Source organism: Haloarcula marina, from assembly GCF_024218775.1.
Taxonomy (GTDB): domain Archaea; phylum Halobacteriota; class Halobacteria; order Halobacteriales; family Haloarculaceae; genus Haloarcula; species Haloarcula marina.
This window is the reverse complement of the sequence record NZ_CP100405.1, coordinates 24,152-36,520: the sequence shown is the minus strand read 5'-3', so window position 1 is coordinate 36,520 and position 12,369 is coordinate 24,152. Positions and strand designations below refer to the sequence as shown.

The 12,369-nt window shown below is 65.5% G+C and carries 9 protein-coding genes; 6 read left to right on the top strand and 3 right to left on the bottom strand.

The features are described from left to right. Positions 1-25 precede the first annotated feature (25 nt). Positions 26-982: a succinylglutamate desuccinylase/aspartoacylase family protein gene (locus NJQ44_RS17770; protein ID WP_254274554.1), complete on the bottom strand. Its 957-nt coding sequence runs from the start codon at positions 980-982 to the stop codon at positions 26-28. A gap of 73 nt (positions 983-1,055) precedes the next feature. On the opposite strand from NJQ44_RS17770, the gene NJQ44_RS17765 reads away from it, so the two are divergent. Continuing rightward, positions 1,056-1,787, top strand: a complete 732-nt coding sequence (locus tag NJQ44_RS17765) for a creatininase family protein (protein WP_254274553.1) — start codon at positions 1,056-1,058, stop codon at positions 1,785-1,787. On the opposite strand, the gene NJQ44_RS17760 is transcribed toward NJQ44_RS17765, so the two are convergent. Further along, positions 1,788-2,207 carry a GlcG/HbpS family heme-binding protein gene (locus NJQ44_RS17760; protein WP_254274552.1) on the bottom strand — a complete coding sequence of 140 codons (420 nt, stop codon included), beginning with the start codon at positions 2,205-2,207 and terminating at the stop codon, positions 1,788-1,790. Positions 2,208-2,432: 225 nt separating this feature from the next. Between NJQ44_RS17760 and NJQ44_RS17755 the strand changes: the two genes are divergently transcribed. The 5 genes from NJQ44_RS17755 (at position 2,433) to NJQ44_RS17735 (ending at position 11,683) form a co-directional block, all read left to right on the top strand. Next, positions 2,433-5,009, top strand: a complete 2,577-nt coding sequence (locus tag NJQ44_RS17755) for a GcvT family protein (protein WP_254274551.1) — start codon at positions 2,433-2,435, stop codon at positions 5,007-5,009. Positions 5,010-5,199: 190 nt separating this feature from the next. Further along, positions 5,200-7,752 (top strand): GcvT family protein, encoded by a 2,553-nt coding sequence (locus NJQ44_RS17750; protein WP_254274550.1) that lies wholly within the window; start codon positions 5,200-5,202, stop codon positions 7,750-7,752. A 42-nt stretch (positions 7,753-7,794) separates the two neighbouring features. After that, positions 7,795-9,045 (top strand): threonine ammonia-lyase, encoded by a 1,251-nt coding sequence (gene ilvA / locus NJQ44_RS17745; protein WP_254274549.1) that lies wholly within the window; start codon positions 7,795-7,797, stop codon positions 9,043-9,045. 84 nt (positions 9,046-9,129) lie between these two features. Next, entirely contained in the window at positions 9,130-9,573 is a 444-nt protein-coding gene (locus NJQ44_RS17740) for a universal stress protein (RefSeq protein ID WP_254274548.1), read from the top strand. 340 nt (positions 9,574-9,913) lie between these two features. After that, the gene (locus NJQ44_RS17735) at positions 9,914-11,683 is read left to right on the top strand and encodes a BCCT family transporter (protein ID WP_254274547.1); all 1,770 of its coding nucleotides are present in this window, start codon (positions 9,914-9,916) and stop codon (positions 11,681-11,683) included. A 54-nt stretch (positions 11,684-11,737) separates the two neighbouring features. Here NJQ44_RS17735 and NJQ44_RS17730 read toward each other — a convergent pair whose 3' ends face one another. Further along, positions 11,738-12,337 (bottom strand): hypothetical protein, encoded by a 600-nt coding sequence (locus NJQ44_RS17730; protein WP_254274546.1) that lies wholly within the window; start codon positions 12,335-12,337, stop codon positions 11,738-11,740. Positions 12,338-12,369 lie beyond the last annotated feature (32 nt).

Below are 12,369 nucleotides of genomic sequence, written 5' to 3'. Positions count from 1 at the left end.
CGGAGAGGATACAGGACAAACACACTCAGACCGGACGGGCGACGCTCGCGAGGCGTTCGCCCGCGACAACGGCCGCCCCGCGGGGGAGCGAGTAGACGACGCCGCCGCACTCTGCGGTGACGGTCTGGAGCCGCTCGAAAGACGCCGGGCAGTAGATGTCGCCCAACTCCGCACCGGCCTCGACGTGGTCGCCGACGCGCACCTCGGGCCGTGGCTCGAACAGCCCCGACGCCGACGCCCGAGTCGCGTCCGGTTCGTCGTGAAGCAGTGTCTGGTCCGGTGAATCCGTGGGTTCGTCGGGGAGGACGCCGACCGTCCGGAGCACGTTTTGGACCCCGTCGGTACCCGTCTCGACTGCCGCGTGCGCGACCCGACGGCTGTTGGCGAGTTCCGCCGTGACCGCCGGGATGCCTTCGTGCGCCGCCGCGGCCCGGAACGTCCCGCTGAACGAGTCCTCGCCGGTCGTTTCGAGTTCGTCGGTCAGGAGGTACGCCGTGCCGAACGCCTCGCCGAGGCGTCGGGCTTCGGGGTGGTCCCTGCAGACCCGGACGTGCTCGAGCATGTCCGCCGTCCCCGTGTGAAGGTCGACGGCCGCGTCGGCCTCGCTGACGATGTCCCAGAGTCGAGCGGCCAGTCGCTCCTGGAGACTCCCGTCGTCGTCGCCCGGCCAAACCCGGTTGAAGTTCGGGTTCAGAACGTCGTACTCTGACGGGGTCATGTACGAGCGGTGGTCGAAAGCCAGCGGGTTCACCACCGGAACGACGACCACGGTTCCGGCGAGGACGGCCTCGGTAAGCCGACCGTGGAGGCGTCGGAGCGCGGCCGGGCCGTTCAGTTCGATACCGTGCTGGGCGGCCTGCACGTACACGGTCGGCCCCGGGCCGCCGGTGTACCGGTGAACCGTGACCGTCACTTCGGCACCCGAGGGCAGGCGGCCGAGCGTGCGGTCGGTCGTCGCGTGTGTGACCGGTTCGTACTCCATACGCCCTCCCCGCGCGCGCCCTTGAAAAAACTCGGGAGGGAGCTTTATCGGGGTCCACGGCGACCCACCGGACATGCACCTCACACGGTCGACGTGGACGGAGATGGACGAGGTCGACACCGACCTCGCTCTGCTCCCGGTCGGAAGCACGGAGCAACACGGCCCGCATGCGCCGCTCGGTACCGATACGCTCAACGCCGAAGCCGTCGCCGACGCGGCCGCCGAGCGCTACGAGGCCCCCGTCGTCGTTGCCCCGGCAGTCCCGGTGGCGGTCGCGGAGGAACACAGAGCGTTCACCGGGACGCTGTGGACGTCCGAGTCGACGTTTCGAGCATACGTGCGCGACATCGTCGGGAGCCTCGCGGCCCACGGTTGGGACCGGGTCGTCCTCGTGAACGGCCACGGCGGCAACGTCTCCGCACTCGGCGAGGTCTGCGGCCGCATCGTCCGCCACGACGACGCCTACGCGGTCCCCTTCACGTGGTTCGACGAGGTCGACGCCGAGGTGAACATGGGCCACGGCGGCCCGCTAGAGACCGCACTCCTCCAGCACGCCAACCCCGAGACGGTTCGCGAGGACCGACTGGAGGAGGCCGCCGCGGGCGGGAGCGACCGCTGGGGCGACTGGCAGGGGCGAGTGAACCTCGCGTTCGACTCCCACGAGTTCACCGAGAACGGCGTCGTCGGCGACCCACGCGAGGGGAGCGCCGAACTGGGCGCGGAACTGCTCGACGACGCGGCCGCCGCACTGGTCGATTTACTGGACGCCGTCGCCGAGCGTGACCCCGGCCCCCGAGCGACGTAGCTACTTGGTCAGTTCCTCCCAGCGGTCGACGCCCGCCTCGGCCACGTCGCGGTCCTGTTCGACCGCGCCGCCCGAGACGCCGATGGTGCCGACGATTTCCCCGTCGCGTTCGAGGGGATAGCCCCCGCCGAAGATGACGAGACGGCCCTCGTCTGTGGACTGGAGACCGTACAGGGAGTTGCCGGGTTCGGACGGTTCGGCGAGTTCGTGCGTCGGCATCTCTAGCGCGGCGGCCGTGTAGGCCTTGTTACGCGAGATGCTGACCGACGCCAGCCACGCCCCGTCCATGCGGTGCTGAGCGACGAGGTTCCCCTCGCTGTTGGCGATGGCGATGACCATCGGGTTCTCTATCTCTTCGGCTCTGGACTCGGCGGCGGCGATGAGTTCCGTTGCTGTTTCGAGTTGGATTGACTGAACCATGCGGTCGGGAAGTTGCGTGACAGGCGCATATGACTTCTTACCAACAAGTCACGAGACACTACCGAAACTGTCACAATCGCCATAAATCGGGCGAATATCGGACTCTCTCACAACGCTACCGTTGTTATTCATCCCTCTACGTGACATTTGGTAGATGTGTTGTGGAGTCACGTCGGCACAGGGGATAACTATATGCGGCCGCCACAGCCAGTTCGTTTCATACTCATGGAGACAACCGATAGCGTGCCGACTCAGGCCGATACAGTCATCGTCGGCGCAGGGATCGTCGGCTGCAACCTCGCGTACCAGTTGACCCAACTCGGGCGCGAGGACGTGGTGGTCGTCGACCAAGGGCCGATGCCGACAACGGGCGGGTCCTCGACCCACGCGCCGGGCATCATGTTCCAGACGGCCGAACCGAAGGAACTCAGCCAGTTCGCGGACTACAGTCGAAAGCTCTACTCGGAACTGGAGGGGGCAGACGGTCAGCAAGCGTACAACGAGGTGGGCGGCATCGAAGTCGCCCGGAGCGAAGAGCGGATGGCGTTCCTCCAGCGGCGGGTCGAACACGCCAAGGCGTGGGGTATCGAGGACCCGCAGATACTTTCGCCCGAGGAGGTGACCGACCACCTCCCGTTGGTCGACGAGAGCCAGATTCTCGGTGGCTACTACTCGCCGACCGACGGGCAGGTTTCGGGGGTCGTCGCCTGCGACGCGCTGGCCCGCGAAGCGATGGAACGGGGCGCGGAGTTCGTCCCGCATACGCGCACGGAGGACATCGAGACCGAGGGCGATTCCGTGCAGGCAGTCGTCACCGAGAACGGCACCATCGAGTGCGAGGAGGTCGTGGTGGCGACGAACATCTGGGCGCGACAACTCGGCGAGAAACTCGGCGTCCACCTCCCGGTGACGCCAGTCGAGCACCAGTACACGATGACCGAGTCGCTCTCGGAGATGGCCGACAGCGCCGTGGACATCACCGACCACCCGCTGTTCGAGAACTACGAGAACGTCTCCGGAGAGAAGGCCAAACGGCTGCTCGTCGGGCCGGACCGCCCGATTCTTCGGGACCAAGACAATGCGATGTACTACCGGACCCACGGGGACGCCTACGGCATCGGCTCGTACAATCACGAGCCAATCGTCCCCGACCCGCAGGAACTCGGGGGGAACGACCCCGACGGCGAGCAGGGCTCCGTCCACGAGTTCACGGACTTCCACATGGACAACGCGACCCACCCGGACCGTCCGCACAAGGCCCCGCGGCAGGCCAGTAACGAACTGGTCCCGGCGACAGAAGGTGCGGAACTCGAACACAAGTACAACGGGATGTTCGCCGAGTCGCCCAACGGCCTTCCGGTCATGGGTCCCGTCCGTGACCTGGAGGGGCTCTGGACGGCGGCGGCTATCTGGGTCACGCACGCTGGCGGCGCGATGAAGGCCATGGCCGAGTGGATGGAGAACGGCATCCCCAAACTGGACGACGGTCCCATGGACGTGTCTCACTGCAACGTCAACCGCTTCGACGAACACGAGGGGTCGTGGGACTTCGCGCGGGACATCGGTGCCGAGGAGTACCGCATCGTCTACAACATCATGCACCCCAAGTGGGTGTGGGAAGACAAACAACGGGACATCCGGCGGACGCCGATGTACCACACCCACAAAGAGTACGACGCCGAGATGTGGGCGGAGGCTGGCTGGGAGGCCCCACAGTGGTTCGAGTCCAACGCCGACCTCTTGGCGGCGTACGAAGACCAGATTCCCGACCGCGACGGCTGGGAGGGCGTCTACTGGTCGCCCCTCGAAGGCGCGGAGGCGCTCCACGTCCGCAACAAGGTCGGCCTTCACGACATGACCCCGTTCAACAAGATGGAGGTCGTGGGTGCTGAGGCTGACCAGTTCGTCCAACGGCTCTGTACCAACGACATGGACCTCGACGTGGGCGACGTGCGCTACACCCTGATGTGCAACGAGGGCGGCGGGGTCCGCGCGGACATCACCGTCACGCGAACTAGCGAGGACCGGTACCTCCTGCTGACGACCGGTCGGGAGGTGGGGAACAACCACGTCGCGTGGGTCCGCCACCAGTCCCCCGAGGGCGTCGTCGTCAACGACGTGACCTCCAGCCTCGCGGCGATGGTGTGTACCGGTCCAGACGCCCGGAACGTCCTCTCGAAAGTGACCGACGTTGACCTCTCGGACGACGCCTTCCCGTTCTTCACGAGCCAGCAGTTCTTCGTGAAGAACATCCCGGTGACGGCCCTGCGGGTGTCCTACGCGGGCGAACTCGGCTGGGAGCTGTACACCCCCTCCGAATACGGCGAACGCCTCTGGGAACACGTCATGGAAGCCGGTGCGGAGTACGACATCCGGCCGTACGGCAACGGCGCGCTGGACTCGCTGCGAATCGAGAAGGGGTTCCGCCTGTGGGGCGTGGACCTCCACACCGAGCACAACCCCTACGAGGCCGGACTGGGGTGGGCCGTCGACCTCGACACGGAGTTCATCGGCAAGGAGGCCGTCGCGGCGGCGGCCAACGGCGACAACATCCGCCACGAGGTCGCTTGCCTGACGCTCGACGACCCGGATGTCACCATCCTCGACGACCGACCGGTGTTCGCGCCGGGCGAAGACGAGACGCTGGGGTACGTCCACAGCGCGGAGTACGGCTACTCGGTCGGGGCCTGCGTCGCCTACACCTACCTCCCGCCGGAGTACGCCGAACCGGGAACCGACGTGGAAGTGCTGTTCGAGGGCGAGCGGTACGCGGCGACTGTCCGCGAGGAACCGCTTCGCTGAGCCGCCGCCCTGTCGTATAGCGTTCCTGTCACTCTGAGGTTCGTGCGCGGCCGCCATCGCGCCGAGCGGTTCACACGCGACTCACTCCCTAATACTGCTTTAGAAGGGCTGAGGTGGCCGTTCCGACCGACGGTCGTTCACCCCACCGATGTATTTAAGATTGTGACAGAAGCACTCCGAAACGAGAGATATGAGCACGAGTGAGCCACCAGCACGGGCGGAGACGGTCGTCATCGGGGCCGGAGCCGTCGGGTGCAGCGTCGCCTACCACCTGACGGAACTCGGAGCCGAGGATGTGACCGTCATCGACCAGGGACCGCTCCCGGTCACAGGCGGGTCGTCGGTCCACGCGCCGGGCATCATGTTCCAGACCTCGCCGTCGAAGATACAGGCGAAGACGGCCTACTACACGAGTCGCCTGCTTTCGGACGCTGGCGTCTACGACGAGGTGGGTGGCATCGAAGTCGCCCGGAGCGAGGAGCGGATGGACTTCCTCCGTCGTCGGGTCGAGTGGGCCACCTCCTACGGCCTGCCGGAGCCGCAGTTGCTCTCGCCGGAGGAGGTGACCGACCACCTCCCGATGGTCGACGAGGACGAGATTCTCGGCGGCTACTACTCGCCGACCGACGGCCGCGTCGACGGCATCGGGGCGCTCCAGTGGTACATGTCCGAATCGTCGGCGGATTTCTACGGCAACACACAGGTCTCGGATATCGAGGTCGAGGGCGGCGAGATTCAGGCCGTCGTCACCAACCGCGGTCGCATCGAGTGCGACCGCTGCGTGATGGCGACGAACAACTGGGGCTACCAGACGGGCCAACTCGCGGGGTTAGACCTCCCTATCGCGCCGGTCGAACACCAGTACGTCGTCACTGAACCGATGGACGAACTGGCCGACGAGGAGACTTCCGTCGGCGACAACACCACCGGACTGGACGTGCCCGGCGACCGCGACATCGCCGAGTACATGAGTGAGGGACCGACCATCCCCGTCGGCCGCGACCAGGACAACTCCCTGTACTTCCGCAACCACGGCGACGCCCTCGGCATGGGGTCGTACAACCACGAGACGCTGTCTGTCGACCCCGAAGACATGGGCGAGAACAGCGAGGAGCGACAGGCCTCCGTCCGGGGGTTCACCGAGGAACACTGGACGACGCCGACCCACCGCAACCGCGACAAATCGGCCAAGCAGGCCTTCGACGAACTGCTCCCGGCCACCGAGGACGCCGAGTACGCCGTCACTGAGAACGGCATCTTCGTGTTCACGCCCGACGGGATGCCCGCCGTCGGGCCGACGGCGGCCGTCGACGGTCTCTGGAGCGGACTGGCGATTTGGTGGACCCACTCGGGCGGCTACGGTCGCATCCTCGCCGAGTGGATGGAGAACGGCGTCCCGCGGCTTCCGTCGGGGCCGGTCGACACCGGCGGTATCCACGTCCAACGGTTCGAGCCACACACCGGCGAGAAAGACTACTTCGTCGACCGCGGCGCGAAACGCTACGAGCAAGTGTACAGCATCGTCGAACCGCGCTGGCAACCCGACGACCACCGCGGCCTCCGCACGAGTCCGTTCTACCACCAGCAGAAGGAACTCGGCGCGGAGTTCTACCAGAGCGGCGGGTGGGAGTCCCCGCAGTACTACGAGTCCAACGCGGACCTCGTCGAGCGGTACGAGGACCAGATTCCCGAGCAGGACGGCTGGCAGGGCATCAACCGCTCGCCCATCGAGGCCGCCGAACACCTCCACACTCGCGAGCACGTGTCGATGTTCGACATGACCTCCTTCGCCTCTATCATGGTCGAGGGGAGCGACGCCGAATCCTTCCTCCAGCGGGTGTGTAGCAACGACGTGGAGATAGACGTGGGACAGGTGCGCTACTCGCTGCTGTTGAACGAGGGCGGCGGCATCCTCGCAGACGTGACCGTGGTCCGACTGGACGACGACGAGTACATGGTCACTACCGGCGGGGGCAACTCCCCACAGATTCACGGGAACTGGCTGAAGGACCACGCCCCCGAAACCGTCTCGGTGACCGTCGAGGAGGGCGCGAAGTCGACCATCGGCCTCTGGGGACCGAAGTCCCGACTCCTGCTCCAGCGGTGTACGGACGCCGACGTGACCAACGATGGCTTCCCGTACTTCCGGGCCAAGCAGATGTACGTCGGCGAAGTGCCCGTCATCGCGCTGCGCGTCTCCTACGTCGGCGAACTCGGCTGGGAGCTATGGACGCCCGTCGAGTACGGACAGAAGCTCTGGGAGACCCTCTGGGAAGAAGGGCAGGACCTCGACGTGCGGCCGATGGGCGGCGGCGCGCTGAGTTCGATGCGCTTAGAGAAGGGCTATCGGCTCTGGGGGACCGACATCGACACGGACTCGAACCCCCTCGAAGCGGGGCTTCCCTTCGCCGTCGACATGGACACCGACTTCATCGGGAAGGACGCGCTCGAATCGGCGAAGGCCGACGGCATCGACAACCGCATCACGCCGCTGACGCTCGATGACTCGACGGACATCATGCTGAGCGGCCGTCCGGTCCTCAAGGACGGGGAGGCCATCGGCTACGTGCAGGCCGGTGACTTCGGCTACTCCATCGGCGAGTCCATCGCCTACACGTACGTCCCCAGCGAGTACGCCGAGGCCGGAACGTCGGTGCAGGTCCAATGCGAGGGCGAGACGTACGACGCGACGATTCGCGACGAACCGCTGTTCGACCCCGGCCGAGACAAGATCATCAGATGAGCCGTCCGCGCGGCTGACTATCGCGGCGACTTCACCAGACCAATGACAACGACCGAATCGGACGACCTCCCCGTCACGTACGCCGACATCGAACGCGCCCGCGAACGATTGGACGACGAGACAGTCGTCAAGCAGACACCCGTCGAGCGGAGTTCGTCGCTCGACGAGTTCGTCGGTGGCGAGGTGTACCTCAAGATGGAACACCTCCAGTGGACGGGGTCGTTCAAGACCAGAGGGGCGTACAACAAGATACGGCAGGACGTGGACCGCGGCGTCGAGGCGTTCGTCGCCGCGAGCGCCGGGAACCACGCGCAGGGCGTCGCGCTGGCGGCCTCGAAATGCGGCGCGGAGTCGACCATCTTCATGCCGGAGAACGCGCCCCAAGCGAAGGTCGAGGCCACCCGTGGCTACGGCGCGACCGTCGAACTCGTCGGCAAGGACTTTCAGGAGACGATGGCCCGCGCGAAGAAGGCGGTCGAGGGCACGGACGCCGAGTTCGTTCACGCGTACGACGACCTCGACATCATCGCCGGACAGGGGACCCTCGGCACGGAGATGTACCACGACAACCCCGACGTGGACACCGTCGTCGTCCCCATCGGCGGCGGCGGCCTGATGAGCGGCGTCTCGACCGCTATCAAGCACCTCTCGCCGGAGACTCGCATCGTCGGCGTACAGGCTACGGGCGCGGAAACCGTCCACGAGAGCCTCGATAAGGGGATGCCGGTGACACTGGACGAGGTCAACACCATCGCCGACGGCATCGCCACCGGCGGCATCTCCGAGACGACGCTGCGCATCATGGAGGCGAACGTCGACGAAGTGGTGACCGTCACGGACACCGAGATAGCGCGGGCCATCCTCCTCTTGATGGAGCGAGCGAAGCAGGTCGTCGAGGGGGCGGGCGCGGCGTCCGTGGCCGCCATCCTCAGTGACGACCTCGACGTGACCGACGAGGTAGTGATGCCGCTGCTCTGCGGCGGCAACCTCGACATGACACAACTCCGAGAAGTACTCATCCACGCGATGACCGAGCGTCAGCAACTCCTGCAGTTACGGGTGCGCATCGACGACCACCCCGGCGTGATGGAGGACATCTCCGGCGTCATCGCCGACCAGGGGGCGAACATCCACGACGTTCGCCACGAGCGTTCGGTCGACGACCTCGAAATCGGGGAGGCCTACCTCGTGTTCAACGTCGAGACCAGCGGGGCCGAACACGCACAGGCTATCGTCGACGCCATCCGGGCCGCCGACTACCCCGTCGACGACATCGCCCGGACGGTCTACTGACCCCGTCGGCGCCGGATTCGCGTTCTACACTCGTTCTGTGGGAAAATTATTTGCCGACAGTCGTTGAATTCAGCGTGTCTCGCCATGTACGAGCACATGCTACTTCCGTACGACGGGAGCAAGGAAGCAAAGAAAGGAGCGAAGCACGGAATCGAACTCGCCGCGGAATTGGGGTCGACGGTCCACGGACTCTACATCATGGACCTTCCCGGTGTCCCTCGGGCGATGTCGCTGCGGGACGACGAGGAATCGGTGCGCAAGGAGTACCGGGAGTACGGCGAGCGCGAGTTAGCGAACCTCGGTGAAATCGCGGAGCGCAAGGGCGTCGCGTTCGAACAGCACATTCGAACCGGGTCGCCGAGCGACGAAATCGTCGACTTCGCGACGGACGAGGACATGGACGTCATCGTGATGGGGTCGGCCTACCGCGGCAAACTGGGGAACCTGCTGGGCGGCACCACGGACCGCGTCGTTCGCTCGTCACCGGTGCCGGTCATCTCCCAGCGCATGGACCTCAACGGCGAGTGACGACGAGCGCGGGCCAGCCCCGAAACACGACCCTTCTGAAATTTGACTATACCAGCGCTGCAGAGAGAGACGGTCAGTTTTCGGGGTTACAGCCGGAATTCCGAGTAAACTTTAATATAGTCGACCCGTAGGCTATGGTTGAGGTTGTGTAACACGCCAGTGAGGCGAAGTACCGACCACACAGACTGACGGGGAACCTCGTCACTGAAAGGCACAGGCTATCGAACGACACCGGTTCGCCACGGCCCGCGAGACGGGTCGGTCGAATCGATGGCATTGCCGTCAACGACCATGAACGGACGTGAACACACAGAGCGTTACCAAATGATGGGGGCACCGTATGTCAGACACTGAAGAGAGTACCGGCGAGATGTCCGACGGACTGCAAGTGGAGTTGTTCCATCCGGAATCCGACAGAGAGCCAGGCGACACGAACTGGCAGGGGTACGGGTTCGACGTCCACCCCGTCGTGTTCCCGGTGGCATTGGTGGTCATCGGACTGTTCATCGCGGCCACCCTCTTGCTCGGTGATACCGCTTCGCAAGCCTACACGTGGCTTTTCAACACCATCGGCAGCACGTTCGGTTGGTTCTACCTGCTGGCGGTGAACGTCTTCATCGTCGTACTGCTGTTCTTCGCGTTCAGCAAGTACGGGAAGATAAAAATCGGTGGCGTCGAGGCGGAGAAAGAGTTCAGTGACTTCGCGTGGATGGCAATGCTGTTCAGCGCTGGCATGGGTATCGGGCTCATGTTCTTCAGCGTCACCGAACCGATTTACTACTTCAACAGTCCCCCGGCGTTCTTCGGCGCTGAAGCAACGACGGGCGGCGCGGCCGCGGCCGCGATGGCCCAGACGTTCTTCCACTGGGGTTTCCATCCGTGGGCCGTCTACGGTCTCGTCGGCCTCGGGTTGGCGTTCTTCTCGTTCAACCGCGGGCTTCCGCTGACGTTCCGGTCCATCTTCTGGCCGCTGCTGGGTGACCGTATCTACGGTTGGCCGGGACACGTCATCGACCTCGTAACGGTGTTCGCGACGCTGTTCGGTCTGTCGACGTCGCTCGGACTGGGCGTCGCACAGGTCAACAGCGGCCTCAGCTACGTGCTCGGTAGCAATATGCTGGGCGTCGCCAACATCCCCACGGGGACGATTCCGCAGGTGTTACTCATCGCGGGCATTACCCTCATCGCGACCGCGTCGGTCGCCGCCGGGCTCGATAACGGGGTCAAGCGACTGAGCACCATCAACCTCTACCTGATGTTCGCGCTGCTCGGGTTCCTCCTGCTGGTGGGCCCGACCGTGTTCATCCTCAGCGCGTGGGTCGAAGGACTCGGCGCGTACTTCCAGAACATCCTCGGTCTCGGGTTCTTCACCGGGACGCTCGCGCCTGCGGGCAACGGAACGCCGACGGCGTGGACGGTGTTCTACTGGGGTTGGTGGATCGCGTGGTCGCCGTTCGTCGGGATGTTCATCGCGCGCATCTCGAAGGGGCGCTCCATCCGAGAGTTCGTCCTCGGTGTGCTGTTCCTCCCGTCGCTGTTCTCGACCATCTGGCTGGCCACCTTCGGCGGCAGCGCGCTGAACAGCGCGCTCGGCGGCGGTGCGGTCCAGCAGCAGTACACGGAATTGGGCTACGGAGCCTTCGAGACGCTCGGGATGTTCATCACGCTGAACCAGTACCCGCTCGGCGTCGTGTCGGGCCTGCTGGCGACGCTGCTGGTCGTCACGTTCTTCGTCACGTCCTCTGACTCGGGGTCGCTGGTCGTCGATCACCTGACCTCGGGCGGCAAGCACGACGTGCCGAAGACCCAGCGCATCTTCTGGGCGCTCACCGAGGGACTGGTCGCGTCCATCCTGCTCTTCGGCGGTGGCCTGACGGCCCTGCAGACGGCGGCCATCACCACTGGATTGCCGTTCGCGGTCATCCTGACGTTGATGTGTTACACCGTCTATCTGGGGCTCAGCAACGAGTACCAGATTCTCGAATCCGAAGAGTTCGCGGAGACCATCCAGGACCTCTCCGAGCGCGGCGACGTGGACGTGGTCACCAGCGGTGACGAGATGGTGACCGACGTCACAGACAGAGACGAGTCCGCGAGCAGCAGCGACTGAACGCCTCTCTTTTCTCCGCTCGCCGACGCGTTAGCGACAGCGCCCGACGAGCGGTCAGTTCGCGCGCTCGCGTTCCACCGTCCGCTCGGCGTGGAACCAGCGCCGCGTGGCCCCGCCGATACCGAACGACGCGACGACGGCCGAGACGACCACACCGCCGAGCAGCGGCAGGACCGCCCAGCACGCGGCACTCAGAGCGGCCCCTATCAGGAGACCATATCGCGGTCGACGGCGACCCTGTAGGTCGGTGAGCAACGTCCCGACGACGAGGAAGCCGAATCCCGTCACGAACACGACGGCGACGACCAACAGGATGGCGGCGGCGCGGCCCAGCACCGTCGACACGACGCCGACCCTGATCAGTTGACTGAGGCCGTAGAGACCCACGGCGAGGACGAGAACGTAGGCCAGCAGGCCGTACGGAACGGCTCGGGACGGACGGGCCAGTAGCGCGTCGAGGGCCCGGTGGACGCGGTCCTCCGACCGAAGGAGGACCACCCCGCCGGACGCGAGGACGAGCGCGAACGACGCAACTGCTCGGACTGGGCCGGAGGCGTCCCCGACTACCGAGGGGTCGAGCGATTGTGCCGCGGCCACGCTCGGAAGGACGGCGACGACGGACAACGCGGCGACCAGTCTGCTGAGAGATGCCATGCCACGGTGTTGCGCAGGCCCCCCGGAAAAGC

Bases quoted from the DNA above. Each gene is read 5' to 3' on its own strand.
- NJQ44_RS17750 (WP_254274550.1), top strand. From the start codon at position 5,200: ATGAGCACGAGTGAGCCACCAGCACGGGCGGAGACGGTCGTCATCGGG.
- NJQ44_RS17760 (WP_254274552.1), bottom strand. From the start codon at position 2,207: ATGGTTCAGTCAATCCAACTCGAAACAGCAACGGAACTCATCGCCGCC.
- NJQ44_RS17770 (WP_254274554.1), bottom strand. From the start codon at position 982: ATGGAGTACGAACCGGTCACACACGCGACGACCGACCGCACGCTCGGC.
- NJQ44_RS17740 (WP_254274548.1), top strand. From the start codon at position 9,130: ATGTACGAGCACATGCTACTTCCGTACGACGGGAGCAAGGAAGCAAAG.
- NJQ44_RS17730 (WP_254274546.1), bottom strand. From the start codon at position 12,337: ATGGCATCTCTCAGCAGACTGGTCGCCGCGTTGTCCGTCGTCGCCGTC.
- NJQ44_RS17735 (WP_254274547.1), top strand. From the start codon at position 9,914: ATGTCAGACACTGAAGAGAGTACCGGCGAGATGTCCGACGGACTGCAA.
- NJQ44_RS17765 (WP_254274553.1), top strand. From the start codon at position 1,056: ATGCACCTCACACGGTCGACGTGGACGGAGATGGACGAGGTCGACACC.
- ilvA (WP_254274549.1), top strand. From the start codon at position 7,795: ATGACAACGACCGAATCGGACGACCTCCCCGTCACGTACGCCGACATC.
- NJQ44_RS17755 (WP_254274551.1), top strand. From the start codon at position 2,433: ATGGAGACAACCGATAGCGTGCCGACTCAGGCCGATACAGTCATCGTC.